Genomic DNA, 25,372 nt, shown 5'->3' on the forward strand with positions numbered 1-25,372 from the left:
AGTCAGGAGCGTCTGTTGCGCACGGAACGCGCGCAAGATCGTGAACGCACGCCATGGTGCGTCCTTGATACATATAGACCGCAACGGCAAAAGTTTAAGGCTTGAAGAAGCGCCCGCCCTCGTTACTCGTCACGAGATCGGCCAACGATTACCATCGGCCGACACCCGAACGGCTTTATTCTAATTGAAGTAAAAGGCGTAAGAGGCGAAATTTCCTTCGAAGATAGCCGTGATCTGGTTCCATTCGCCGCTGCTCATCGCCGGGCCGTCCTGAAGATACGGCACGGCAGCCGGACCGGTGAGCCAGAGGATGAAATCAAACGGCCTTGGATCGTCGAAAACCTTGGCCAGATTGATACCTTTGTCAAAGCGCCAATGGGGAATGAGGATCTTGCCATCCAGGGCCGCCTCGAATTGCGACAACACCGCGAGCCAGGCCTGGATGCGCTCCTGCGTGACATTGAAGGATGGCAGCACACCGCTCTTCTGCTTCGGGCCGGGCAGCCATTCATGGTCGTCGTCGGTTTCCTTGTCGATGAGGGCCCAGGTTTCCCGGTTGAGTGCAATCACCTTCTTCAGATGAACGCGCACCTCGCTCCACATCGCCTTCTCGGCAACCGGCCAGCGAATGGTGTGAATGAGGGTTATGAAATCAGCGATGTCATCGGCCTGTGCCTTGTTCACCCCGAACATCGTATATTCGTCCGCGCCCCTGCCATTGACTGCCGACATGGTCGAGACAGCGCGGGGAAACACCACGCTGAAGCTGCTGTTCCAGCTTTCGGAAAAATCATGGGAAAGCCATGCCTTGGCGACGGCCATCAGCAGATTGTCATAACCTTGCAGCCATTTCGCATCGGCGGTGTCGAAGCCGACAATGAAGGGCAGAGGATCGCCGTTTTCATTGGTATCCGAAATGGCACGGCCGATATGGTCTTCCGGCCCAACCTTGCCATCGCCGTTCCAGTCAAACCGGGCAACGGAAAGATCGACCTTCAACTTTGCCGGCTTATCGCCAACGGCGGCAAGTGCCTTGTCGGCAGAATCGAGATCGGCAATAAACGTTGCGAGAATACCGCGGAATTGCTCATGGGTGATGGGTTCCGGATTGCCGTTTCTGGCGATTTGGCTGGCGCCCAGCCCCAGATACAATTCATAGCCATCCGATTTCGAACCAAATCCGTGTTTGAAAAGCGATTGCGCCAGCTTTTCGAACGCGCGGGCGGTGCGCACAAGGCCCAGGCCCAGCTGCGCATCGGCATTGTTCGTCGCTTTCGCCGCCAAGGCGAGCAGTTGCTCATCGGCCTCGCCGATGCGGCCATTGGCAAGATATTTCTGGAACAGCTCGGTCGCGGCATTGTCCGCCCGCGCTGCTGCTGAAAAAGCGAAGCAGGCAAAACTTGCCGCCATGATCAGGGAAATGAGTTTTTTCACGCAGATTTTCCGTTGTTGATGACATCGAACAGCGGATTGATAGGCCGGCGGAGAGCAAAAGTCTGTAAAATACAATCTTGTGGTGTGTTTATTCACCTATAGATTGCAACTTTCAGCGTGGCTGATCGTCATCCCTGGCAAAAAATGCCGTCTTTTCTGCCTCCGATTGCAGCACTTCCTGAGCCCGGTCAAGCGCGCGCATGGCGGCAAAAAGCACCTCCCGATCATGCTGGTGCGCCTCGAACAGCGCAACAAAGGCCGGGTTAGTGATTTCATGCGGTTTTGGTGCAGCTTTGGCCCGGTTCAAGCTGTCATCAGCGGTGCGCCTGGCCTTCTCCACGTGATGTCTGGCCGCATCAACATCCGACAAGCTCTTGAAATACTGGCTCATTGTGCGCTTTACCGCTTTCGATGAACGCCCGGCTGCGCTGGAGAGCAAAGCCTGCCTGCTCTGCTCTTCCAACGTATTCTTGCCGGCGCGGCCGGCAGATTTGCTGTTCAGGTCGGACACGTTTTTCATGGGCCATTCTTTGACGATTGGCCACAGCATAGGGCATGGCATCCCATGCTGAAACGAAAGCACGGTTAAAACTCCCGTCAAAACGGGCACCGGATTCCGGTTCTGCCACCTGTGCTAGAACCAGATTGCGCTTTGCCCGTCTCCCAACTCTGTGGGAGGCCGTCTGTCGATTCGCCTCGCGCCTGTTATCGCGAGGGTCTATGGCCGGCGGTCAATGCGAAATGCGGCGTCCCAGCCGAGCGCATGGCGGGCTTTCCAGCTGTTGGCGACAACGTCCGTCTCGGTAACATTGTAGGCACCGCTTGCACCGCGCTCGATAGCCTTGAGTGCTGCGCTGGCGGCCGCATCGACATGGACGCGCAAATCCGGATTGGCCGGCATATCGACACCGGTCCCTGGCCCGTAGAAAAAGCCGTAGCGCAGGACAATGCCCTCCATGCCGGGCTCGTTCAACACGGCCTGTTCCATGGCCGCGACACCGGCAACGGTCGTTGCACGGGGTTCTTCCGCGTGCAGATCAAGCGGATCCGTTTCGATGAACACACCGGGTTTCGGTGCGTAGGCCCAGGCTATACTCTGCGCGATAATACGCCCGACACCCGCAGCTTTTGCCGCCTGTACGAGATTAGCGGTTCCCTCGCTGCGGATGCGGGCATTGCGGCTGATGAAATCCTTCATCGCCGCAGGACTGACACCGTGCGGCAAATCCGTGAGCTGATGTATGATCACATCGGGCTCGGCCTCAGCCACAACGGATTTGAGTTTTTCGGCATCAAAAACATCGACAATGGCCGGCTCAACCCCGATCTGGCGCAAGGAAGCGGCCTTCTCGGCGCTTCGCGTGGTGCCGGTCACCACATATCCGGCCTCCACCAACAGCGGTGCGAGCCGCCTGCCAACCGCGCCGCTGGCGCCTGCGAGAAAGATATTCCTGATCATGTGCCAGTCTCCTGTCATTGCCTGCAATTGGTCTTGCGCCACCAAGACGAGACAGCCCAATCGAACGTGACTTGCCCCTCACATTTTTCGACCTAGACGGGTTCGAGCATGCCAAACCAGGCAACCAGCCCGAGCACGACAATGCCCAGTGCGATCTCCGTCAGGGTTCCGAGCCGTATGGCGCGTATGGAACCTGCCTCGCTGGTGCGCATGCGCGGAACGAAAACATACCGGTTGATCAGGGCCAGTCCGGTCAGCACCACAACCAGAATGATCTTCAGCGCCAGCAAGGCCTGATAGAGGGATGTCCAATCAGCCGGCAGACGTCGAAGGACGAGCGTGGTATTGACCACGCCGGATGCGATCACCAGTGCGACGGCCGCATGACCGGCCGACGAAAACCGCATCAGCGCCGTTTGCGCAGTCACACGCCATTCCGCCTGGCGCAACCGGCCAAGGATCAGCACGACCGGTATCAGCGCGCCGATCCACGCGCCGCCCGAGAGCACATGCACCATATCGTTAAAACGGTGGGCCGCGCCGATCCAGCCCTCCCGCATTGTGGCATGGCCGGAAAATGCCAGGCTTGCCAGAAGCAGCCCCGAAGCCATGGCAAGAGCGATGGACGCGCGGCGTGGCGAGAGAGCCAATGCGGGCAACAAAAGCAGGGCCGCCGCGACCTGTATCGCCCAGCCGCGGCCGACGCTTGTCTCAAGCAGCACGTCGCGGATGGTTCCGAGATCGACGGCATCGCTCCAGCCCTGCCCGATCATTCCAGCCTGCAGCGGCAGAGCGGCAAAGATCGTTCCGATAGCCAGAAAGACCGCGATCCCGCTCGCAGGACGCAGGCGCTCCCCGATCTCCAGCGCCAGGGGTTTGGGCACAAGCAGTGCGAGATAGGCAAACGCGCCCCACAGGAACATCGTGGACGTATTGTGCACGAACCTGCACAGAACAAGCGTGGTCTCCAACCCCATCAGGGTTTGACGGTGAATGTATAGCTGCCCTTGGTCTTGTGACCGTCGGTGGAAAGTGCGGTCCAGTTCACGGTATATTCCCCCGACGCGAGGGGGGCCGACAGCGGAATAACCAGTGTCTTGTGGTCGTTGATCGACAGTTTGGCCTGTCCCGTCGATATGGTCGCCTTGCCCGGGCCAGTGATCGTTGCACCTGAGAATTTCAGGTTCAAACCCTCGGAAAATGTCAGATCGATCTCGACGGGCGAGACCTTCACGATGGCGTTTTCGGCCGGAACTGCCGATTCAAGATGGGCGTGCGCCAATACCTGCCCCAACAGGCCGGCATTAAGGACCGTTGCGACAGCAAAAATACGAATGAGCCGTGACATGAGAACTCCTGTGAGCGGGCGGATTTGACGGATCCGGAGAAAGGGTGCGACCGCGCGGCGAAAGCTAAGCCTGATTTTTGCCGGGATCATGGCAGAATCCCTGTGGGATGCGGCGGCACGCAGGCGGCAGCGCGAAGCATCCACCGGCGGCCGTCGCTGCTCATTTCCGTACAGCTGCGCGGCTCGACATCGATGCGCCAGAATGCGGAATCCGGTGCCTGCAACACGCTCAGAACAGCGGCACGAATGACGGAAGCGTGCGTCACCACGATTGTGTGACCGCCATCATGCATATGCGCGCTCATCCAATCTGCAATCCTGACGAGAAAATCATGGATGGATTCGCCGCCATGCGGGGCCGAGGCGGGATTGTTCATCCAGTCCGTTACATCGTCCGGGTGAGCTTCGTGGACAGCGGCGAGTGTCCTCCCCGCCCATTTCCCGTAATCGATATCCGCCAACGCCGCATCGACAACGGATACCAGACCCAGGGCATCGGCGGTTTGCCGGGCGCGCAGCGCCGGACTGATCAAAACACGGTGCGCACGGCGCAAATGCCCGGCAATAGCCTGCAGGTTTTGGGCTTCCCCGGGTTCAAGCGCTTCGTCGGCGGGGAAAGCACCTGTGCGGACCGCCGGTGTGGCGCCATGGCAAACAAGGGTCAACCGCGTGGCTCTGGTCAAAATATCCCTCAAAACCCTCAGGAAAAAACCGGAAACAGCCTGCAGACCGTTCATTGACAGTCTGCGGCGCGCACAGATATAACCGTGCTGTTGCGAGTTTGGAAGCCGGTGAAATTCCGGAGCGGTCGCGCCACTGTAATTAATCAGTCCTTTTTCACTGATTGAAAGCCAGACCCTGGCCGCAACATCATTTATTCCGTTAGTGAACGCGTCATTCTGGGAGAAAATTCATGTCCGATATCGCTCTTACGCCGTCAGCAGGCGTCACGCCCATTCCTCTTGGCGAAGTCTTGCCCTGGGCCATTTTCGGCGGGCTGATCATGCTGCTCGCAATCTATTTCATTGGTGCGGAAGAAGGTGCGATGTCGCTCTTCTCGGGCATGTATGTGCACGAATTCGTTCATGACGGCCGCCATCTCCTCGGTTTTCCCTGCCACTGAGGAAACAAAACAATGACAAGAGATCTTTTGATCCGCGGCATGATCGCAGGGGTCATCGCAGGGTTATTGGCGTTCGGGTTTGCCCGGGTGTTCGGTGAACCGCAGGTTGATCATGCCATTGCCTTCGAGGAAAAGATGAGCCAGGCGGCCGGCGCAGCGGCTGAACCGGAGCTTGTCACGCGGGCGACACAGGCCGGCATCGGCCTGTTTACCGGCCTTGTCGTCTACAGTGCCGCGCTTGGCGGATTGTTCTCCCTGGTCTTTGCCTTTGTGCATGGCCGGGTCAGTTCCCTCAGCCCGCGCAGTACGGCGGCCCTGCTGGCGCTCGCAGGTTTTGTGGCAATTGTTCTCGTTCCCTGCATCAAGTACCCGATGAATCCGCCTGCGGTTGGCAGCCCGGATACCATCGGGGCCAGAACGGAACTGTTCTTCGTCATGCTGGTGGTTTCGCTCGGTGCCCTTGCGGCGGCTGTGGGTCTGGCAAAGCGCCTTTATGCCCAGCACGGCGCATGGAACGCGACATTGATGGCCGGTGCCGCCTATGTCGTGTTCATTGCGCTGGTGCAATACGCGCTTCCCGCCATCAATGAAGTTCCCGAACAGTTCTCACCGACCGTTCTCTGGAACTTCCGCGTCGCATCGCTGGGCATCCATGTGATCGTCTGGACAACGCTTGGTCTGCTCTTCGGCGCTTTGGCTCAACGGGTTCTGGCCGGACAGCGTCCGCGCTATCGCCTGCATGCGGCACGCTGAGCGCAGTCGCGCCATTCCTGAACGCCCGCGGGCGTTCAGGCTTCCGCTGCCGATGGGACTGTCATGAGACCGCAACGCTTCGATATCCCCATGGGATGCCCGGGAGGCTGGCTTCTGGCTCTGCTCTCATGCTTGTTCATGCTGCAAACCGAAAGCGGCTGGGCGCACCGCAGCAGCGCCGGTACCGATACATCGGGCATTTCCATTCCAAGCCTGTCCCATGGTGAAATGGCGGTTATCGCCGACTACCGCAAGCCGATCCTCGATCTGGCGGCCCGCATGACCCGCACCGATGAGAAATTCCGGCGGCTGCTGAACTACACCAATATCCAATACAGCTATTGTCTCTGGGGCATTGTCCCCGGCAGCATCGCGGATGAGCAAAGCCCGTTCAATGCCTGTTCGCACGCCTATCTTGCTGCGACGAAGGCTGTGCTTGTGTATATGCGTGACATGCCTGAACACCGGGACGCCGTCAGTGCCCTGGTATCCGATCTCGATGCCACACTTGTGCGCAATGGCGGCTCTTTCGTCATGTGCCAGTATAGCGGCGATCCCTACAACACGGCTGATATCATCAGGCCGCGCTGGAGCGATGTGCCTGGACACCTGACCAGCCTGTTTTCCTTCCTGGGATTCGCGATGCTGCTTGCTTCGGCGATTTTTGCCGTCATCCATCTGACACGCCCGCCACGACAGCCCGTCAACGCCTGATCAAGGCTATGGCCTTTAGGTCACACCGCGCATGTCTTGCCGCCAAACTCCAGATCGCCCTTTCCGCTGCGCGCGACTTGACGTAAGCCTGCTGTCCGGATCGTTTTGACCGTTTGAACGTTACTGCATTCCCTGCCCAAAGACGCTGAGAGCCAAGGACACTTCATGCCCTCCTTTGATTATATCCGCCCCATCCTCCTGTTGCTTGGCTCAAATGTTTTCATGACATTTGCCTGGTATGGCCATCTCAAATTCGCGGACCGGCCGCTCTTTCTGGTCATCTTCATCAGCTGGATGATTGCCTTTGCCGAATATTGCCTTGCGGTACCCGCGAACCGCTACGGTCACGAGATCTATTCGGCCGCCCAGCTGAAGACCATTCAGGAAGTGATCACGCTTCTGGTCTTTGCCGGGTTTTCAGTGATGTATCTCGGCGAAAAAATTACGATCAACCACCTCGTCGGCTTCGCGATGATCTGCGGCGGCGCATTCTTCGTGTTCAAGGGTCCGCTCTAGGAGAAAATGGCCGTGCACATGCTCGATGGCGCACACGGGAAGGATATTTAGTCGGATAATTGTATGGGCGACGGCGGGAAATGCCCTCGCACCAACGGAATCACCGGCCCAGATCGTTCTTGGTGTTCTTGTAGATGTTGACACCCAGTTCGCGGATTTTCTTGCGCAGCGTGTTGCGGTTGAGCCCAAGCAGTTCCGCGGCCTTGATCTGGTTGCCATGGGTAGCGGTCAGGCATGAGAGGATGAGCGGGTATTCCACTTCCTCCAGCACGCGCTGGTAAAGCCCGACCGGCGGCAGATCATCGCCATAGGACAGGAAGTAGCGCTGCATGCTGAGTTCCACCGCCTGGGCGATGGTGATGTCCTCGTTGGACATCGACGTCGAGGATGGCTCCGCCGGCCGCAGGTCGGCCTTGAGTTCCGCCTCGATCACATCTGCATTGATTTCTTCCTGCGGATAAAGCGCGGCGAGACGGCGCACCAGATTTTCCAGTTCGCGCACATTGCCGGCCCAGGGATAGCGGCGCATCAAGTCGAGACCATCGGCGGTGATGCGTTTTTCCGGCAGGCCGTCCTTTGCCGCCATCTTGAAGAAATGCCGGACAAGGTCGGGAATATCCTCGCCGCGCTCGCGCAGCGGCGGCAGACGCAGCGGCACGACATTCAGGCGGTAATAGAGATCCTCGCGGAACATGCCCTGATTGATCAGCGTCCGCAGATCCTTGTTTGTCGCGGCCACGATGCGCACATCGGTCTTGATCGGCGTGCGTCCGCCCACCGTCATATATTCGCCCTGCTGGAGTACGCGCAGCAGGCGTGTCTGGGCTTCCATCGGCATATCGCCGATTTCATCGAGGAACAGCGTGCCGCCATCCGCCTGTTCGAACCGGCCGCTCGACCGGTTCTGCGCACCGGTGAAAGCACCCCGTTCATGGCCGAACAGTTCGGATTCGATCAGGTCGCGCGGAATGGCAGCCATGTTGATGGCGACGAACGGCCCCTTGCGGCGACGGCCATACTCATGCAGCGCCCGCGCCACCAACTCCTTGCCCGTGCCGGATTCACCTGAAATCATCACGGTCAGGTCGGTCTGCATCATGCGGGCAAGAACGCGGTAGATATCCTGCATGGCGGGCGAGCGGCCCACCAGAGGCATGGTATCCGGCTGTTCTTCATTGGCCCATTTTTCCGGCTTTTTCTTCGGTTCCGCCAAGGCACGGCCGACAATGCTGACAAGCTCGGTCAGATCGAATGGCTTTGGCAGATATTCATAGGCCCCTGCCTCCGAAGCGCGGATTGCTGTCATGAATGTGTTCTGCGCGCTCATGACGATAACCGGCAGATCGGGGCGCGATTTCTTGATGCGTGGCAGAAGGTCGAAAGCATTTTCATCGGGCATCACCACATCGGTGATGACAAGATCGCCGTCACCGGCGGAAATCCAGCGCCACAGGGTGGCTGCATTGGATGTGATGCGCACATCGTAACCGGCACGTGACAGCGCCTGATTGAGGACTGTTCTGATTGCTGCGTCGTCATCCGCAACGAGAATGCTGCCCAAGCTCATGATCAGAATCCTGCCTTTTTCGATATAATCATTTCATCCGCATGGTCGTCGTCCGACGGATCGCTCTGCCATGCGGGCATCAGAATGCGGAATGTCGTCTTGCGCGGTACGGAATCGCATTCGATGACACCGCCATGATCGCCAACGATTTTCGCAACGAGCGCCAGGCCGAGACCCGAGCCGTTCGGCTTTGTCGTGATGAACGGATCAAAGAGATGTGGCATGATATCCGGTGAAACGCCTGAACCGGTATCCTGCACGCAGAATTCGAGTGGCAGGGATACCCGATTGCGGATGCCCGGAATCGACAGGCGGATACCGGGGCGGAAGGCGGTCGACAGCGTGATCTCGCCCGGCTCGCTCGTGCCGATGGATTCCGCCGCATTCTTCACCAGATTCAGGAACACCTGTACCAGCTGATCACGATTGGCAAAAACATAGGGCAGCGACGGGTCATAATCCTCATGGAACTTGATGTGGCTGGCAAAGCCGTTCTTGGCGATGGCTTTGACGTGATCCAGCACGACGTGGATGTTCACCGCCTCCCGCTCGATCGGGCGCTCGTCGGAAAACACTTCCATGCGGTCGACAAGCGAGACGATCCGGTCGGTCTCGTCGGTGATCAGCCGCGTCAGGGCGCGGTCATCATCGTTGAGACCGGTTTCCAGCAGCTGCGCCGCGCCGCGAATACCCGACAGCGGGTTCTTGATTTCGTGCGCCAGCATGGATGCAAGACCGGTCACCGAGCGGGCGGCGCCGCGATGGGTCATCTGCCGGTCGAGCTTTTCCGCCATTGACCGTTCCTTGAACAGGATGACGATCGATCCCGGCGCTTCACTGACCGGCGTGACGTAGAGATCGACAATGCGATCCTGTCCGAGGCGCGGCGACGAAACATCGACGCGATATTCATTGACGGGCGACGGGCTTTCCCGCACCTGCTTGACCAGAGCCAGCAACGGGCTGCCGAATGGCAGCAGCATTTCCAGCGTGTTACGGCTCAATATGCTGGCGCTGGAGCGGAAAAACGCTTCCGCATCGGAATTGGCATAGGAAATATGCCCGCTTTCATCGAGCATGATCACCGGATGGCGGATCGCATTGAGAACGATCCCGGCCAGTTTGTCGTCCATCGCAACATTGTCTGCCGATGTCATCATGCAACCTTCTTCATGTCATGTTCGTCCGGCCGCGCGAGTGCGGCATGCAGGCGCCCGGCAACCAGACGCGGATTGGTTTCGGTCATGATCGCGGCGCGTTCAGCCGCGCTGATATCGACACCGTGCTTTTCCAGATACCAGCCGAGATGCTTGCGCGCATGGCGAATGCCGGTCGGCTCGCCGTAATGGGCCAGCATCGCTTCGTAATGGGCGACCGCATAATCGGCGATCAGGCCTGTGTCTTGACCGTTCTGCACGCCATGAACGATCGTCCCGGGCAGCCAGGGCTGCCCATAGGAGCCACGTCCGACCATGACCGCATCGGCTCCCGACGCCTCGAGAATGCCATTGGCATCGTCGCGGTTCAACACATCGCCATTGGCAACAAGCGGGATGGAAACGGCCGCCTTGACGGCACGGATGGCATGCCAGTCCGCCTTGCCCTCATAGAACTGGCAGCGCGTGCGCCCATGCACCGTCACCATCTGCACACCTGCCTGTTCGGCACGGGCGGCAAGTTCCGGCGCATTGATGGTGTCGTCATCCCAGCCCAGGCGCATTTTCAATGTCACGGGAACTTTCACCGCACCAATGGTCGCCTCGATCAGCGTCAGGGCATGGTCCAGATCGCGCATCAGGGCAGAACCGGAAAAACCGCCGGTCACCTTCTTGGCGGGGCAGCCCATATTGATATCGATGATATGCGCGCCCTCGCCTTCGGCGATGCGCGCGGCTTCCGCCATCCACTTCGTTTCGCGTCCGGCGATCTGCACCACATGGGTGCCGAGACCGTCTCCGCGCAGCCGCAGCAGGTTGCCGCGCTCGCGCGTGCACAGCTCGGCGCTGGCAACCATTTCGGACACGACCATGCCTGCGCCGGCCTTCCACGCCAGCTGGCGGAACGGCAGGTCGGACACACCGGACATCGGCGCAAGGAACACCCGGTTACGCAGCTGCACGCCGCCTATCTCGAGTGGTTGATTCAGATCGATCACGTCACTATTGCCTGTTTCGTATGCAATTTTCCAATCGCCTATCCTTTAGACAGGAACACCGGACTAGGCAAGGCAAAGAGCACCTCGAATGGACGAGATTTCGTTTAAACCTCTGGTCTTTCGCCTCGGCAAGAGGTAACGCAGTCTGGAGTTACGGAGAGAAGTGTGGCGGCAGGTACAAACGACAAGCAGATGCGGGTGGCAGCCGTCATTGTGGCGGCTGGTCGCGGGGAACGCGCGGGCCAAAGCGTTGAAGGACCGAAGCAATACCGCAAGATCGGCGGTGAAGCGGTTCTGGCGCATACGCTGCGGGCCTTTCTCGGCTGCCCGTTCATCGACGATGTCGTCGTTGTCATCCACAAGGAAGACGAATCCCTCTTCGCCCTGGCGGCAGGAGACTATGCGGCACGGGTCACATGCGTAACCGGCGGGCCGACGCGGCAGGAATCAACCCGGCTTGGCTTGCTCGCCCTGAAGGACCAGGCGCCGGACCACGTGCTCATCCATGACGGCGTGCGGCCGTTCATCTCCGCCGACCTGCTCGAGCGGGTTATTTTCAACCTGACGCCGCATATCGGTGTCCTGCCGGTGCTTGCCGTCTCCGATACGCTGAAAGCAGCGGGCCATGATGCCATGGTCAGCGCCACGGTGCCGCGCGCCGGGCTTTATGCGGCACAGACGCCGCAGGCCTTCCCCTATGGGCCGATCATGGCGGCGCATGATGCGGCATTCGCCATCGGCCGTTCCGATTTCACCGACGATTCCGCCATTGCCGAGTGGCAGGGCCTGCCGGTGCGGATTGTCGAGGGATCGGCTGACAATACCAAACTCACCTGGGCAAAGGATATCGATATGGCTGATGACCGTCTGTCGCAAAGGCATGCCGCCTTCCCGGATGTGCGCACGGGCAACGGCTATGACGTGCATTCTTTCGAGCCCGGCAATGGCGTCACGCTCGCCGGCGTCTTCATCGAACATGACCGCAAGCTCAATGGCCACTCCGACGCGGATGTCGCCTTGCATGCACTGACCGATGCTTTGCTGGCCACGCGCGGCGCGGGCGATATCGGCACGCATTTCCCGCCGTCCGACCCGCAATGGAAGGGTGCCGCCTCGCATATTTTCGTCGAGCATGCCGTGAAAATCGTCAAGGCGGCGGGCGGGCGCATCGCCAACGCCGATATCACCCTGATCTGCGAGGAACCGAAAGTCGGCCCGCACCGCGAGGCCATGACCGCCGCCCTGTCGAAAATGCTCGGGATTACGCCCGATCGCGTGTCGGTCAAGGCGACGACCAATGAAAAGATGGGCTTTATCGGCCGCAAGGAAGGCATTGCCGCCATCGCTACGGCATCGGTGATCTATCCGGGAGGATTACCGGAATGAGCGGACTGATCGCAGAGACAAAGGCCATCGCGGTTCTGGAAGCCTGCCGCGCCAGAGGCATTTTGCTGGCAACAGCCGAATCCTGCACCGGCGGGCTGATTGTGGCCTCCCTCACCGACATCGGCGGTTCATCCGACGTGGTGGATCGCGGCTTCATCACCTATTCCAACGAAGCCAAGCACGCGATGCTCGGCATTCCGATGGAAGTGATCGCTGCCCATGGCGCCGTATCGGAGGAAGTGGCGCTGGCCATGGCCGCGGGCGCATTGCAACACTCGCGCGCCGGCATTGCCGTGGCGGTGACGGGTGTTGCAGGTCCGGGCGGCGGATCGGCGGCCAAGCCGGTTGGTCTCGTCTGGTTCGGTGTCGCCCTCAAGGGACAGGCACCGCAGGCTGTGCGGCATGTTTTTCCCGACCAGGGGCGCGCGAGCATCCGGCAAAACGCCGTCGAAACGGCGCTCGATCTGGTGTTGAAGACGCTCGCCTGACCTCAGGAGCGCGACACCCGGAACGCCATGCCGATGGAATCCGGCGTCACCGGCTCGAAGCCGAATTTTGCGTAGAGATGTTTGGCCGGGCCATCGGCGATGAGGCTGACATAGGCGCCATCAGGCGCTTCCGCCGCCACATAGTCCATCAGCGCAGTCATGATCTTCTTGCCAAGCCCGCGCGCCTGATGGGCGGGGTCAACCGCAATGTCCACCACCTGATAGAAACAGCCGCGATCCCCGACGATGCGGCCCATGCCGACTGCCTTACCGTCCAGTGTCACCGTCACGCCGCAGACCGTGTTGGGAAGACCGATGAGAGCTGCCTCGCGGCTCTTCGGGCTCAAACCGGAAATCACCCGCAACCGGCAATAGTCGTCAACGGATGGTGCTTCCCCGTGAAGGGTGTAATCGGGCTCAACGCCGCTCATCATTCTCTCCCAAGCTGGTTGCGCCGCAGTTCTAGCTGAATCGTCCCGCTGCGATCAATCATCCGATGCGCGGAAACTTGCCATTCTTGACATCATCACCGCCAGCATGGGATATCGGTTCCATGATCGAGAATGACGTTTTGATTGTTGCGCGGGTTGCCGGCATCCCAACAGGCGGGATGCAGGGACTTCGTGCACGCTGATCGAAAAGCGCAACGCGTCACCAGCAAACCCCGCCGGCAACGGACGGGGCTTTTTTATGGTGCGCGCCGTCCATCGGCATCAAGACGGAGAACACGATGACACAGAATATTTACGATACGCCGGCCTTCTTCGAAGGCTACAGCCAGTTGGGCCGCTCGGTGGGCGGTCTTGCCAGTGCCGCGGAGTGGCCTGCCTTGCAGGCGCTGATGCCAGACCTTCACGGCCTGCGCGCCGTGGATCTTGGTTGCGGTTTTGGCTGGTTTGCCCGCTGGGCGCGCGAGAACGGTGCCGCAGAGGTGCTGGGCCTCGATGTTTCGGAAAATATGCTGGCGCGGGCACGATCAATGTCGACAGATGCGGCCATTCGTTATGACAGAGCCGATCTGGAGGTGCTTGACTTGCCCGAGGCAGCGTATGATCTCGCCTATAGCTCACTCACCCTGCATTACATCGACAATCTGGCCGGGCTGTTCCGGACCGTTCACAAGGCACTCGTTCCCGGCGCGACATTCATCTTCTCGATGGAACATCCCATCTTTATGGCACCATCCCGTCCCGGCTGGTTCATCGATGCGGAAGGCCGCAAATCCTGGCCCGTCGACGGCTATCTGGTCGAGGGACCGCGTGTGACCGACTGGCTGGCCAAAGGCGTCATCAAACAGCACCGGACAATCGGCACCATCCTCAATCTGCTGATGTCAGCGGGTTTCACCATCTCCCACGTGGAAGAATGGAAGCCGACGAAAGAACAGATCATCGCGCAGCCCGAGCTTGCCGAGGAACTGGAGCGGCCGATGTTTCTGCTGGTTGCCGCACAGCGCTAAAAGCCGCAAGACGCCGTTTGATCGGGAGAAATCCGGGGGCTTCCAATGGCGCCCGGATTTTGATACGGCTCAGCGCGGAAGAGTTTTTGACCCGCCTGGAGTCTCATTTTGCCATCGTAAAGACCGGTCTCGCCTGTATTACCCTGTGCTGCTGACAACGCGCGTTGCGTTCCGGCAGTGCTGATACATGTTCAGCGGGTGGCAGAGTTAGAGGCCGGTTGGCAATTCAAGCGTGTGCTTTGCGCAGACGCATCGGCCCAAAACTCTTCCCATCCCCGAACACGCCACACCGCGCTCAGTCCATGACTGTCTGACAGCCTTCTTGCTGAACTTCCAAAAGGAAGATCAAGACGGCATGTCCAATACTCTCTGCGTCCAATGGACCATTGTTCCACGAACGGCTCCCCAGCCTCGCATCGCCTGCAGCCATTGCCGCTGCGTGCGGCCCTTCCAATCCAGCGGCAAGGCCCGGCTCAACGCCAATGGCCGCAAACTCGATGCCTGGCTCATCTACAAATGCACGGTCTGCGACAACACGTGGAACCGCACGATTTTCGAGCGCAGGCATGTCCGGGATATCGACCTGCAAACCCTTACAGCGCTTCAGACCAACGATCCGGAATGGCTCGACCGTCTGGCATTCAATCCAGTGGGGTTGAAGGTAATGGAGGTCACGGAGTTCTCGGATGTTACGGTCAGGAAGCAGGTTCTATCCCACGCGCCGGATGTAACCCATCTGTCGATTGAACTCATACTGCCACTGACAACAACCGTGCGCCTCGACCGGCTTCTGGCTTCGGAACTGGCTTTATCCCGCAGCCGGATACAGACACTCGAAAGCGACGGTCTGCTGTCCACGGTGCCATCAGGCCGCAACATTCTGCGAAAAAGCATTGGAGACGGTCTGGTCGTTCTCCTGGATATTTCCGACGAACCAGAGCGCGGCAGGATTATCGATGCGGCAAGCAGACAGGTAAACGGCTGAAACAGAACACCCTACGGCGGCGATTCCTGCGCTGTGGGGTGCTTTATTTATCCGGCAAATCAAAAGATGGTTTTACGTTATAAATCGCGTCCGTAAATCTGGTCGGCGCGTTTTTCAAAGGCCTCGGTGAATTTCCGGAAGGCAATATCGAACATCGATCCCATCAAAAAACCGAGCGTGCGGCTTTTGAATTCATAGTCGATGTAGAATTTGACCTCGGAATGTTCCGGGTTTGCGGAGGGCACGAACTGCCATTTGTTGTCGAGATAGCGAAACGGACCGTCGACATATTTGGTCTCGATCACCTTCTCGTCCGGCTTGAGCAGGACTTGGCTGGTAAACGTCTCGCGGATCAGCTTGTAGCCCACGGTCATATCGGCGATGAGCAGCGTCTTGCCGTCCCGCTCCTTGCGTGAGCGCACCTTCAGGCTTTCGCACATCGGCAGGAACTGCGGATAGCTTTCCACATCCGCCACCAGATCGAACATCTGCTCGGCCCGATGCACCACGGGGCGTGTCGTATCGAATTTCGGCATTCAGTCAGCTTCTGTTGGCGTGCAGCGCCTCGCGTGCAGCCTTCAGCTTGGCGAAATCATCACCCGCATGGTGCGACGAGCGTGTGAGCGGGCTCGATGCAACCACCAGGAAGCCCTTGGTCTTGGCGATGGTCGCATAGGACTTGAATTCGTCTGGCGTGACATAGTTGAGAACCGGATGATGCTTGCGCGTTGGCTGCAGGTACTGGCCGATGGTCATGAAGTCGACATTGGCCGAACGCAGGTCGTCCATCAGCTGCAGCACTTCGTTGCGCTCTTCGCCGAGGCCGACCATGATGCCGGATTTGGTGAAGATGGTCGGATCGAGTTCCTTCACCCGCTGCAGCAGGCGGATGGAATGGAAGTAACGGGCACCCGGACGCACCTTGAGGTAGTTGGAAGGCACTGTTTCCAGATTGTGGTTGAACACGTCGGGGCGCGCGGCAACGACGATCTCAAGCGCACCGTCCTTGCGCAGGAAATCCGGCGTGAGGATTTCAACCGTTGTGCCGGGAGAAATCGCGCGGATCGCGTTGATGACGTCGGCAAAATGCTGGGCACCGCCATCGGGAAGATCGTCGCGGTCAACCGAGGTGATGACCACATGGGTCAGGCCCATCTTCTTGACGGCCTTGCCGACATTTTCCGGCTCGTTCGGATCAAGCGCCGTCGGCAATCCCGTTGCGACGTTGCAGAACGCGCAGGCACGGGTGCAGATCTCGCCCATGATCATGAAGGTGGCGTGCTTCTTGTCCCAGCACTCGCCGATATTCGGGCAACCGGCCTCTTCGCACACGGTCACGAGGCTGTGCGAGCGCACGATCTCGCGCGTCTCGGCATACCCCTTGGAGACCGGCGCCTTGACGCGAATCCAGTCCGGCTTCTTCAGAATTTCCGTATCCGGACGATGCGCCTTTTCCGGATGCCGCAGGCGCCGCTTTTGATCGATCGTATCGAGAACCGTTACCATCAGGACTTCCTAGTTTAATTCGAGGATCTGGCTTTGCCAAAAATCCACAGAATGATAATCGCGCCCGCCGTCGCAACAATCAGATTTCCAAAAAAGCCGTAAAAGTTGAAATTCAACAATCCGGCCAGCGTGCCACCGACGAACGATCCGGCAATACCAACAAGAATATTGGTGAACAAGCCATGATTGCGGCTCATCGCCTTTTCCGCGATATATCCGGCGATGAAGCCGATGACCAGCATCCCGAAGAAACCGACACCGGGCATGCTCATGATACCGACTGGCTGATCCATCTTCCCTCGCTCGCCCTATCGTCCTGATGCAATCGCAATGGCACGAAACACCAGAGCCCATATAGCACCGAAAAGAAAACCACCCAACCCGCAGGCAAAAGTCACTACCCACACACCGGTCCAGCCGCCGATGGCCGTGCCATTGATGGATATGGTGTTGCCGGAAACCAGACTCAAGGCAGACGCAGCAAACCCCAGCCCAAAGCCGATCAGGGTGGACCATTTGAGGATTGCCCATGACAGGCGAATCCAGGGTTTGCTGTCCTTGATGGTGACCAACGGACCGGAATTCCTTTCGTTATCAGGCGTTCAGTGCACGTCCATAGGCATCCAGCACGCTTTCCTTCATCGTTTCCGACAGGGTCGGATGCGGGAAGATCGTGTGCATCAGTTCTTCTTCGGTCGTTTCGAGGTTCATCGCAACCACAAAACCCTGGATCAGTTCCGTCACCTCAGCACCGACGAGATGGGCGCCGAGGAGCTGGCCGGTCTTCTTGTCGAAGACGGTCTTGACCATGCCCTGATCTTCACCCAGAGCAATCGCCTTGCCGTTGGCGACGAACGGGAAACGGCCGACGCGGACGTCATAGCCTTCCGCTTTCGCCTTGGCTTCGGTCAAACCAACGGAAGCGACCTGCGGGTTGCAATAGGTGCAGCCCGGGATCTTGGCCTTGTCCATCGGATGCACGTTCGGCAGTCCGGCGATCTTCTCGACGCAGATGACAGCCTCGTGCTCGGCCTTGTGCGCCAGCATGGGCGGCCCGGCGACGTCGCCGATGGCATAGATGCCGGGAACGTTGGTCTTGCCATAGCCGTCAATGACGATGCAGCCGCGATCGGTCTTGATACCAAGTGCCTCAAGGCCGATGTTTTCGATATTGCCCTGCACGCCGACAGCCGAGACCATGCGGTCCGCGGTGATTTTTTCGACCTTGCCGTCCTTCTTTTCCACATGGGCGGTGATGGAATTGGCTGACTTCTCGACCTTGGTCACCTTGGCGTCGAGAATGATCTTCATGCCCTGCTTTTCGAACTGCTTGCGGGCAAAGTTGGCAATCTCGGTGTCTTCGACAGGCATGACCTGCGGCATGACTTCGACGACGGTCACATCGACGCCCATCGTGCGGTAGAACGATGCGAATTCGATGCCGATGGCGCCGGAGCCCATGACGAGCAGCGATTTCGGCATTTCTTCCGGCTTCATCGCCTCGAAATAGGTCCAGATCAGCTTGCCATCCGGCTCGATACCCGGAAGCGCGCGCGGACGGGCACCGGTGGCGATGATGATATGTTTGGCCGTATAAGTGCCCTCGCCCAGGGTATTCTTGGGCAGCGGCGCCTGCGGCTCGACCGGCTTCTTGGTGGTCTTGGACACGACGATCTCGCCGGGCTTGGTCAGCTTGGCCTCGCCCCAGATGACATCAACCTTGTTCTTCTTCATCAGGAAGCCGACGCCGCCATTCATCCGCTCGGCAATGCCGCGCGAGCGTGCAACGATGGCCTTGAGATCGGCAGTCACGCTGCCTTCGATCTTCAGGCCGTAATTCTTCGCGTGTTCGGCGTAATGAAAGATTTCCGCCGAGCGCAGCAGCGCCTTTGTCGGTATGCAGCCCCAGTTGGAGCAGATACCGGCGAGATGCTCGCGTTCCACGATGGCCGTCTTCAATCCCAGCTGCGCGGAACGGATAGCGGCGATATAGCCGCCCGGGCCGGAACCAATGATGATCACGTCGTAATTATTGGCCAAGTCTCGGTCCTCCTAAGACTGAACTAAATATCGAGTATGCCTCGAACGATTGGTGCAATGGCCTTGCCGATTGCCCGTGTGTTGTCTGCATCCAGATGCACGCCATCGACCGGCGATGTCTTCGCCACCGATCCCGCATCGAAAAACGCGCAATCGGCCTGCCGGGCGGCATCTTCATAAAAGGCGGCGAGCAGGCGCGACTGTGCGATGCCCTGCTCGAACACCAGCCGGAATTCCGGACCGTCCGTCTCGCCGAGCGGCGGCGGTGACATGATCAGGATGTCAGGCGCTTTCGCATCAAGCTGGTAGGGTGCTGTACGGATGATCTCGATCAGCCGCTGCATGCCGCGCTTGGCGCCCTGCGCATTGCCGCAGATAAAGCTCTTCATGTCGTTGGTGCCGAGCATGACAATCACGAGGTCGAGCGGAAAATGCGTGCCAAGCGCCGTGGTCAGCGTCTTGGCAGCATTGCGTTCAAACCCCGAGAGATGGTCGTCGAAGGCGGTTGTCCGCCCGTTCAGACCATCCGCGACAACATTCACGCTGCCGCCAAGCTCTGCCTGCAAAATCTGTGGCCAGCGATCGCCCAGCGCATGGCGTCCTGACCCGTCGGGAATGTACCCCCAGGTCAGTGAATCGCCATAGCAGAGCACCGTTTTCATCGTCGGCCTCAGACCAGCATGCCCATCGGGTTTTCGATGTGGCGCTTGAAGGCCTGAGCAAGCTCGGCACCCAAGGCTCCATCGACGGCGCGGTGATCGGTCGAAAGCGTCACGGACATGACCGTGGCAACCTTGATCTCACCCTTCTTGACGACGGCCCGCTCTTCACCCGCACCGATTGCCAGAATGGTAGCATGCGGCGGGTTGATGATGGCGGCGAAGTCCTTGACGCCGAACATGCCGAGGTTGGAAACCGCAGTCGTGCCGCCCTGGTATTCCTCGGGCTTCAGTTTGCGGTCGCGCGCGCGCTTGGCCAGGTCCTTCATCTCGTTGGAGATGGTGGACAAGGTCTTTTCCTCGGCCTTGCGGATGATCGGCGTGATCAGGCCGCCGGGGATCGACACGGCAACGCCCACGTCGGAATGCTTGTGCTTGACCATGTTGGCTTCGGTCCAGGACACATTGGCGTCCGGAACATCGCGCAGGGCCAGAGCCATCGCCTTGATGATCATGTCGTTGACGGACAGCTTGTAGGCGGGAACATCGCCCTTTTCCGTCTTGCGCATCGGCGATGCCGCATTGATCTGGGCACGCAGAGCCAGCAATGCGTCGAGTTCGCAATCGACCGTCAGATAGAAATGCGGAACCGTCGATTTGGCTTCCAGCAGACGCTTGGCAATCGTCTTGCGCATGCCGTCATGCGGCACGAGCTCGTAGGAGCCTTCCTCGAACAGTTTCAGCACCGTATCGTCCGACATGGGCTTGGGAGCCGCTGCCGGCGTGGCCGCTGCAGCTGCGGCAGGTGCCTTGGCACCGCCGCTGGAGATTGCTGCCTCGACGTCTTTCTTGATGACGCGGCCATGCGGGCCGGAGCCCGTTACAGCGGAAAGATCGATACCGGCGTCCTTGGCGATGCGGCGGGCCAGCGGCGACGAGAATGTCCGGTCGCCGGACTTTGCCGGAGCTGCAACAGCGGCGGCTGGTGCAGCCGGCGCTGGCGCCGCTTCCTTGGATGCTTCGGCCTTGGCGGGCGCAGGTGCGGCTTCTGCTTTCGCAGGAGCTGCGTCGCCGCCCTTGGCAGCAGCACCAACATCTTCGCCGTCCGCCGCCAGAATGGCGATCAGCGCGTTGACCTTGACGCCTTCCGTACCGGCGGGAACCACGATCTTGGCGACCGTGCCCTCATCGACCGCTTCGACTTCCATCGTTGCCTTGTCGGTTTCGATCTCGGCAATCACATCGCCGGGACCAACCTTATCGCCTTCCTTGACAAGCCATTTGGCAAGATTGCCCTCTTCCATCGTGGGAGAAAGAGCCGGCATGGTGATATTGATCGGCATATCGATTTCCTCCCCTTTACGCTGTGTATGTCACAGCTTTGACGGCCTCGACGATTTCTTGAACGTTCGGCAATGCCAGCTTTTCCAGATTGGCCGCGTAAGGCATCGGGACGTCCTTGCCGGCAATCGTCAGGATCGGCGCATCGAGATAATCGAAAGCCTGCTGCATGACGCGGGTAGCGATTTCCGTACCGACCGAAGACTGCGGATAGCCTTCCTCGATGGTGACGCAGCGACCGGTCTTCTTGACCGATTCGACAACCGTCGGAATGTCCATCGGGCGGATGGTGCGCAGATCGATGATCTCAGCATCGATGCCGAGCTTGGACAGCTCTTCCGCAGCCTTGACCGTGTAGTTCATGCCGATGCCGAAGGAGACGAGCGTGACGTCCGTGCCCTTCTTGTGGATACGGGCCTTGCCGATCGGCAGGACGAAATCATCGAGCTTCGGCACATCGAAGGAGTGACCGTAGAGGATTTCGTTTTCGAGGAAGATGACCGGGTTCGGATCGCGGATCGCAGCCTTGAGCAGACCCTTCGCATCGGCAGCCGTGTAGGGCATGACGACCTTGAGGCCCGGAATATGGCTGTACCAAGCGGCATAGCACTGGGAGTGCTGGGCCGCGACGCGGGCAGCCGCGCCGGATGGACCACGGAACACCATCGGTGCCCCCATCTGGCCGCCGGACATATAGAGCGTCTTGGCCGCCGAATTGATGATCTGGTCAATCGCCTGCATGGCGAAGTTGAAGGTCATGAATTCAACGATCGGACGCAGGCCGGTCATGGCCGCGCCAACACCCACGCCGGCAAAGCCGTGTTCGGTGATCGGCGTATCGACAACGCGGCGCGGGCCGAATTCGTCGAGCAGACCCTGGGTGATCTTGTAGGCGCCCTGATATTCGGCGACTTCTTCACCCATGACGAAGACGTTGGGATCACGGCGCATTTCTTCCGCCATGGCGTCGCGCAGAGCTTCGCGCACGGTGGTCGAGACCATCTCGGTGCCTGCCGGAATATCCGGATCGGCGGCAACTTCAGTCTTCGGCGCGGCCGGAACGGTCGCGGCGGGCTTTGCAGCCTCCGCTTCCTGCTGCGGGGCTTCTTGCGCCTTGGCAGGCGCTTCAACGGCTGCAGCCTTTGGCGCGCTATCGGCGCTTTCACCGTCGCCCAGGAGAACGGCGATGACGGTGTTGACCTTCACGTTGTCGGTGCCTTCGGCAATGAGAATCTTGCCGATGGTGCCTTCATCAACCGCTTCCACTTCCATCGTCGCCTTGTCGGTTTCGATTTCCGCGAGAACGTCGCCGGATGTGACCTTGTCACCTTCCTTTTTCAGCCATTTCGACAGTTTGCCCTCTTCCATGGTCGGCGAGAGCGCTGGCATCAGAATATCTACAGGCATGGTTGCGCCTCCCTTAGAGCAGAATATCGGTATAGAGCTCGGATGCATCCGGCTCCGGATCGGACTGGGCGAAATCCGCTGCGTCGGCAACGATGTCGCGAACGTCCTTGTCGATCTTCTTCAGGTCGTCCTCGGTGGACCAGCCCTTGTCGATCAACCGGCTCTTCACCTGCTCGATGGGATCGTGTTCGGAGCGCATCTTCTGCACTTCGTCCTTGGAACGGTACTTGGCCGGATCCGACATGGAGTGACCGCGATACCGGTATGTCTGCATTTCCAGGATCATCGGGCCCTTGCCGGAGCGCGCCCATGCGGTGGCTTCTTCGCCAGCAGCCTGAACGGCGCGGACATCCATGCCGTCGACCTGAATACCGGGAATGTTGAAGGAAATGCCGCGACGGGAGAAATCGGTTTCGGCCGAAGCGCGGGAAACCGCCGTACCCATGGCGTAACGGTTGTTTTCAATGATGTAGATGACCGGCAGCTTCCAGAGCGCCGCCATGTTGAAGCTTTCGTAGACCTGGCCCTGGTTGGCCGCACCGTCACCGAAATAAGCCAGGGAGACATTGCCGTTGTCGCGGTAGCGATTGGCAAAGGCGAGGCCCGTACCGAGGGAGACCTGCGCACCGACGATGCCGTGACCGCCGTAAAAGTGCTTCTCTTTCGAGAACATGTGCATGGAGCCGCCCTTGCCCTTGGAAAGGCCGCCGCGGCGTCCGGTCAGTTCGGCCATGACGCCCCGGGCGCTCATGCCGCAGGCCAGCATGTGGCCGTGGTCGCGATAACCGGTGATGACCTGATCGCCTTCAACCAGCGTCGCCTGCATGCCGGTCACAACAGCTTCCTGACCGATATAGAGATGGCAGAAACCGCCAATGAAACCCATACCGTAGAGCTGGCCGGCCTTTTCTTCAAAGCGCCGGATCAGCAGCATTTCGCCGTAGGCGTGGAGCTCCTGCTCCTTTGTGTACTCGATTGGTTTTGGTGCTTTGACAGCAGAGGTCTGCGCAGAACGCGCAGGGCTTTTTTTCGCCCTCGTAGCCATATCTCACTCCCTGTTATTTTGTCGGACGACAATAGCAGCAGGAGCAGAACTTACAATATGCAGAATTGAATAAGAGCTATGCAAATAAGACGTTCAAAATGCACGATAAAAAGTGAATTAACCGGAATTCAGTTAATAGTTAAATCACCCGAGCCACGCATAATTGTGACTTCGTCCGGCCGCGATACATTCAACGCCTTGCGGGCCTGTTCATCTAACATGTCCCGCTCGATTGTTCCATCATGCATAAGTTGTACTTCCCGTTCAAGCTCCGTGCGCGACGCCTTGACCGCGTCGTACTGGGCGCGCAGCAACCGGGTTTGATCCTGCAGCTTGATGGTGGAATAGAGACCGTACTCGCCGTGATAGGCATGGAAACCGAAATAGGCGAAAAACATCGAGGCAAGGATCGGCACGACAAGCCGTCCGCGATTGGTTTTCCGTCTCTGTTTTGTCCACATGGCAAATGACCCGAAGGGATGCGGAATCAGGTCACGATGGCCCGATTAGTCACACGGCCATAAAACAATGTTTTGCTTAACAGCCGATTAAATTTGCTGTTCCGGCTGCCCCGGGGCCGCCCCACCAAAACAAAATGGCGGGCACAGGGCCCGCCATCTCAATCGCTCGAATGTAACGCGTATCAGAGGCTGCGGAAAATGCCGCGGCCGGCGTAACGGGCCTGCGGTCCGAGTTCCTGCTCGATACGGATCAGCTGGTTGTACTTGGCGATCCGGTCGGAGCGGGAAAGTGAGCCGGTCTTGATCTGTCCGCAATTGGTGGCGACGGCGAGATCGGCAATCGTCGAGTCTTCGGTTTCACCGGAGCGGTGCGACATGACGGCGGTATAGCCAGCGCGGTGCGCCGTATCGACCGCGTCGAAGGTTTCCGACAGTGTGCCGATCTGGTTGACCTTGACGAGAATGGAATTGGCCACGCCCATCTTGATGCCATCGCGCAGACGAGCCGAATTGGTGACGAACAGATCGTCGCCGACGAGCTGGCACTTGTCGCCGATCAGATCGGTCAGGTATTTCCAGCCTTCCCAGTCATCTTCGGACATGCCGTCTTCGATGCTGATGATCGGGTAGTCAGCCGCCAGCTTGGCCAGATACTTTGCCTGGGTCTTCGGATCGCGGCTCTTCTTCTCGCCTTCATAGACGTAATTGCCATCCTTGAAGAATTCGGTTGCCGCGCAATCGAGACCGATGGCGATTTCTTCGCCCGGCTTGAAACCAGCTTTCTCGATGGACTCCATGATGAAGTCCAGTGCAGCCGGTGCCGTCTTCAGGTTCGGCGCAAAACCGCCCTCGTCGCCCACATTGGTGTTGTGGCCGGCATCCTTCAGGCGCTTCTTCAGCGTATGGAACACTTCCGCACCATAACGCACGGCTTCGGCCAGTGACGATGCGCCAACCGGCAGAATCATGAATTCCTGAAAATCGATGGGATTGTCGGCATGCGCGCCGCCGTTGATGATGTTCATCATCGGCACCGGCAGGACATGGGCGTTCGGTCCGCCGAGATAGCGGTAGAGCGGCAGGCCGGAGGATTCAGCGGCGGCCTTGGCAACGGCGAGCGATACGCCGAGAATGGCGTTGGCGCCAAGACGGCTCTTGTTCGGCGTGCCATCGAGATCGATCATGGTCTTGTCGATGTGGATCTGGTTTTCCGCGTCGAGACCGCCGATTGCATCGAACAGCTCGCCATTGACGGCATCGACAGCCTTCAGAACGCCCTTGCCGAGATAGCGTGTGCCACCATCGCGCAGTTCCACGGCCTCATGTGCACCCGTCGAGGCGCCGGATGGGACCGCCGCGCGGCCCAGTGAGCCGTCTTCGAGAATGACATCGACCTCAACAGTCGGGTTCCCGCGACTATCCAGAATTTCACGGCCAATAATATCGACAATAGCAGTCATAAGGCTTTTCCTTCAATTTGCATTGGGCAGCATTCGCCACTGGAATAGCGAATGAAGATGACAAGG

The 25,372-nt window shown here is 59.1% G+C and carries 29 protein-coding genes and 1 riboswitch; of the genes, 8 read left to right on the plus strand and 21 right to left on the minus strand.

Annotation, left to right across the window (positions count from 1 at the left end; all coding sequences use genetic code 11):
• Positions 1-180 precede the first annotated feature (180 nt).
• The 6 genes from ACZ25R_RS12890 to ACZ25R_RS12915 all read right to left on the minus strand — a co-directional run bounded on the left by ACZ25R_RS12890 (position 181) and on the right by ACZ25R_RS12915 (position 4,924).
• The gene (locus ACZ25R_RS12890; RefSeq protein WP_472461189.1) at positions 181-1,434 is read right to left on the minus strand and encodes a hypothetical protein; all 1,254 of its coding nucleotides are present in this window, start codon (positions 1,432-1,434) and stop codon (positions 181-183) included.
• 112 nt (positions 1,435-1,546) lie between these two features.
• A complete protein-coding gene (locus tag ACZ25R_RS12895) occupies positions 1,547-2,044 on the minus strand; it encodes a hypothetical protein (RefSeq protein ID WP_288193785.1) in 498 nt (165 codons plus the stop codon).
• Positions 2,045-2,152: 108 nt separating this feature from the next.
• Positions 2,153-2,893, minus strand: coding sequence for an NAD-dependent epimerase/dehydratase family protein (locus ACZ25R_RS12900; protein ID WP_472461190.1), 741 nt, complete (start codon positions 2,891-2,893; stop codon positions 2,153-2,155).
• Between the two features lie 92 nt (positions 2,894-2,985).
• Positions 2,986-3,870, minus strand: a complete 885-nt coding sequence (copD, locus tag ACZ25R_RS12905) for a copper homeostasis membrane protein CopD (RefSeq protein ID WP_472461191.1) — start codon at positions 3,868-3,870, stop codon at positions 2,986-2,988.
• Complete coding sequence (gene copC / locus ACZ25R_RS12910) at positions 3,870-4,241, minus strand: copper homeostasis periplasmic binding protein CopC (protein ID WP_472461192.1); 372 nt, start codon at positions 4,239-4,241, stop codon at positions 3,870-3,872. Before copC ends, copD begins: the two co-directional genes overlap by 1 nt.
• Before the next feature lie 86 nt (positions 4,242-4,327).
• Positions 4,328-4,924: a histidine phosphatase family protein gene (locus ACZ25R_RS12915; RefSeq protein WP_472461193.1), complete on the minus strand. Its 597-nt coding sequence runs from the start codon at positions 4,922-4,924 to the stop codon at positions 4,328-4,330.
• 47 nt (positions 4,925-4,971) lie between these two features.
• A riboswitch (cobalamin riboswitch) is annotated at positions 4,972-5,122 on the plus strand.
• Between the two features lie 32 nt (positions 5,123-5,154).
• Between ACZ25R_RS12915 and ACZ25R_RS12920 the strand changes: the two genes are divergently transcribed.
• The 4 genes from ACZ25R_RS12920 to ACZ25R_RS12935 all read left to right on the plus strand — a co-directional run bounded on the left by ACZ25R_RS12920 (position 5,155) and on the right by ACZ25R_RS12935 (position 7,347).
• Positions 5,155-5,364: a CbtB domain-containing protein gene (locus ACZ25R_RS12920; RefSeq protein ID WP_130269314.1), complete on the plus strand. Its 210-nt coding sequence runs from the start codon at positions 5,155-5,157 to the stop codon at positions 5,362-5,364.
• A gap of 12 nt (positions 5,365-5,376) precedes the next feature.
• Positions 5,377-6,117, plus strand: coding sequence for a CbtA family protein (locus tag ACZ25R_RS12925; RefSeq protein WP_472461194.1), 741 nt, complete (start codon positions 5,377-5,379; stop codon positions 6,115-6,117).
• Positions 6,118-6,255: 138 nt separating this feature from the next.
• Complete coding sequence (locus ACZ25R_RS12930) at positions 6,256-6,831, plus strand: hypothetical protein (protein ID WP_472461195.1); 576 nt, start codon at positions 6,256-6,258, stop codon at positions 6,829-6,831.
• A 165-nt stretch (positions 6,832-6,996) separates the two neighbouring features.
• A complete protein-coding gene (locus ACZ25R_RS12935; RefSeq protein ID WP_463012938.1) occupies positions 6,997-7,347 on the plus strand; it encodes a DMT family protein in 351 nt (116 codons plus the stop codon).
• 100 nt (positions 7,348-7,447) lie between these two features.
• Here ACZ25R_RS12935 and ntrC read toward each other — a convergent pair whose 3' ends face one another.
• Genes ntrC through dusB form a run of 3 tightly spaced genes read right to left on the minus strand, consistent with a single transcriptional unit; the run spans position 7,448 to position 11,069 of the window.
• On the minus strand, positions 7,448-8,914 hold the full coding sequence (ntrC, locus tag ACZ25R_RS12940; RefSeq protein WP_472461196.1) for a nitrogen regulation protein NR(I): 1,467 nt from the start codon (positions 8,912-8,914) through the stop codon (positions 7,448-7,450).
• 2 nt (positions 8,915-8,916) lie between these two features.
• Positions 8,917-10,074 (minus strand): two-component system sensor histidine kinase NtrB, encoded by a 1,158-nt coding sequence (locus tag ACZ25R_RS12945; protein WP_223614991.1) that lies wholly within the window; start codon positions 10,072-10,074, stop codon positions 8,917-8,919.
• Entirely contained in the window at positions 10,071-11,069 is a 999-nt protein-coding gene (gene dusB / locus ACZ25R_RS12950) for a tRNA dihydrouridine synthase DusB (RefSeq protein ID WP_472461197.1), read from the minus strand. Before dusB ends, ACZ25R_RS12945 begins: the two co-directional genes overlap by 4 nt.
• A gap of 192 nt (positions 11,070-11,261) precedes the next feature.
• Between dusB and ACZ25R_RS12955 the strand changes: the two genes are divergently transcribed.
• Both ACZ25R_RS12955 and ACZ25R_RS12960 read left to right on the plus strand, forming a co-directional pair.
• On the plus strand, positions 11,262-12,455 hold the full coding sequence (locus ACZ25R_RS12955) for a bifunctional 2-C-methyl-D-erythritol 4-phosphate cytidylyltransferase/2-C-methyl-D-erythritol 2,4-cyclodiphosphate synthase (protein ID WP_472462487.1): 1,194 nt from the start codon (positions 11,262-11,264) through the stop codon (positions 12,453-12,455).
• Positions 12,452-12,943 carry a CinA family protein gene (locus ACZ25R_RS12960; RefSeq protein WP_464660268.1) on the plus strand — a complete coding sequence of 164 codons (492 nt, stop codon included), beginning with the start codon at positions 12,452-12,454 and terminating at the stop codon, positions 12,941-12,943. The genes ACZ25R_RS12955 and ACZ25R_RS12960 overlap by 4 nt, the downstream gene beginning before the upstream one ends.
• A 2-nt stretch (positions 12,944-12,945) precedes the next feature.
• Here the strand turns inward: ACZ25R_RS12960 and ACZ25R_RS12965 are convergent, their stop codons facing one another.
• Positions 12,946-13,374: a GNAT family N-acetyltransferase gene (locus tag ACZ25R_RS12965; RefSeq protein ID WP_472461198.1), complete on the minus strand. Its 429-nt coding sequence runs from the start codon at positions 13,372-13,374 to the stop codon at positions 12,946-12,948.
• A 299-nt stretch (positions 13,375-13,673) separates the two neighbouring features.
• Here ACZ25R_RS12965 and ACZ25R_RS12970 point away from each other — a divergent pair, with 299 nt between their 5' ends.
• Together ACZ25R_RS12970 and ACZ25R_RS12975 are read left to right on the plus strand one after the other, a co-directional pair.
• Positions 13,674-14,402, plus strand: coding sequence for a class I SAM-dependent methyltransferase (locus ACZ25R_RS12970; protein ID WP_472461199.1), 729 nt, complete (start codon positions 13,674-13,676; stop codon positions 14,400-14,402).
• Positions 14,403-14,757: 355 nt separating this feature from the next.
• The gene (locus tag ACZ25R_RS12975; protein ID WP_472461200.1) at positions 14,758-15,387 is read left to right on the plus strand and encodes a DUF1062 domain-containing protein; all 630 of its coding nucleotides are present in this window, start codon (positions 14,758-14,760) and stop codon (positions 15,385-15,387) included.
• 77 nt (positions 15,388-15,464) lie between these two features.
• Here the strand turns inward: ACZ25R_RS12975 and ACZ25R_RS12980 are convergent, their stop codons facing one another.
• From ACZ25R_RS12980 to eno, 11 genes are all read right to left on the minus strand, one after another.
• On the minus strand, positions 15,465-15,923 hold the full coding sequence (locus ACZ25R_RS12980; protein WP_472461201.1) for a type II toxin-antitoxin system RatA family toxin: 459 nt from the start codon (positions 15,921-15,923) through the stop codon (positions 15,465-15,467).
• A gap of 4 nt (positions 15,924-15,927) precedes the next feature.
• On the minus strand, positions 15,928-16,893 hold the full coding sequence (gene lipA, locus ACZ25R_RS12985) for a lipoyl synthase (protein ID WP_130269307.1): 966 nt from the start codon (positions 16,891-16,893) through the stop codon (positions 15,928-15,930).
• Between the two features lie 14 nt (positions 16,894-16,907).
• Entirely contained in the window at positions 16,908-17,186 is a 279-nt protein-coding gene (locus ACZ25R_RS12990; protein WP_223614997.1) for a GlsB/YeaQ/YmgE family stress response membrane protein, read from the minus strand.
• Positions 17,187-17,201: 15 nt separating this feature from the next.
• Positions 17,202-17,465: a hypothetical protein gene (locus ACZ25R_RS12995; RefSeq protein ID WP_403174018.1), complete on the minus strand. Its 264-nt coding sequence runs from the start codon at positions 17,463-17,465 to the stop codon at positions 17,202-17,204.
• A gap of 22 nt (positions 17,466-17,487) precedes the next feature.
• The gene (gene lpdA / locus ACZ25R_RS13000; protein ID WP_223614998.1) at positions 17,488-18,933 is read right to left on the minus strand and encodes a dihydrolipoyl dehydrogenase; all 1,446 of its coding nucleotides are present in this window, start codon (positions 18,931-18,933) and stop codon (positions 17,488-17,490) included.
• Positions 18,934-18,956: 23 nt separating this feature from the next.
• The gene (locus ACZ25R_RS13005) at positions 18,957-19,595 is read right to left on the minus strand and encodes an SGNH/GDSL hydrolase family protein (protein ID WP_472461202.1); all 639 of its coding nucleotides are present in this window, start codon (positions 19,593-19,595) and stop codon (positions 18,957-18,959) included.
• Between the two features lie 8 nt (positions 19,596-19,603).
• Complete coding sequence (locus tag ACZ25R_RS13010; protein ID WP_472461203.1) at positions 19,604-20,935, minus strand: pyruvate dehydrogenase complex dihydrolipoamide acetyltransferase; 1,332 nt, start codon at positions 20,933-20,935, stop codon at positions 19,604-19,606.
• A 16-nt stretch (positions 20,936-20,951) separates the two neighbouring features.
• Complete coding sequence (locus tag ACZ25R_RS13015; protein ID WP_472461204.1) at positions 20,952-22,340, minus strand: pyruvate dehydrogenase complex E1 component subunit beta; 1,389 nt, start codon at positions 22,338-22,340, stop codon at positions 20,952-20,954.
• 13 nt (positions 22,341-22,353) lie between these two features.
• Entirely contained in the window at positions 22,354-23,385 is a 1,032-nt protein-coding gene (pdhA, locus tag ACZ25R_RS13020; protein WP_346305418.1) for a pyruvate dehydrogenase (acetyl-transferring) E1 component subunit alpha, read from the minus strand.
• Positions 23,386-23,513: 128 nt separating this feature from the next.
• A complete protein-coding gene (locus tag ACZ25R_RS13025) occupies positions 23,514-23,846 on the minus strand; it encodes an FtsB family cell division protein (protein WP_223615003.1) in 333 nt (110 codons plus the stop codon).
• Between the two features lie 182 nt (positions 23,847-24,028).
• Complete coding sequence (eno, locus tag ACZ25R_RS13030) at positions 24,029-25,306, minus strand: phosphopyruvate hydratase (protein WP_223615004.1); 1,278 nt, start codon at positions 25,304-25,306, stop codon at positions 24,029-24,031.
• Between the last annotated feature and the right edge of the window lie 66 nt (positions 25,307-25,372).

The organism is Phyllobacterium sp. RCAM01083 (assembly GCF_055685835.1).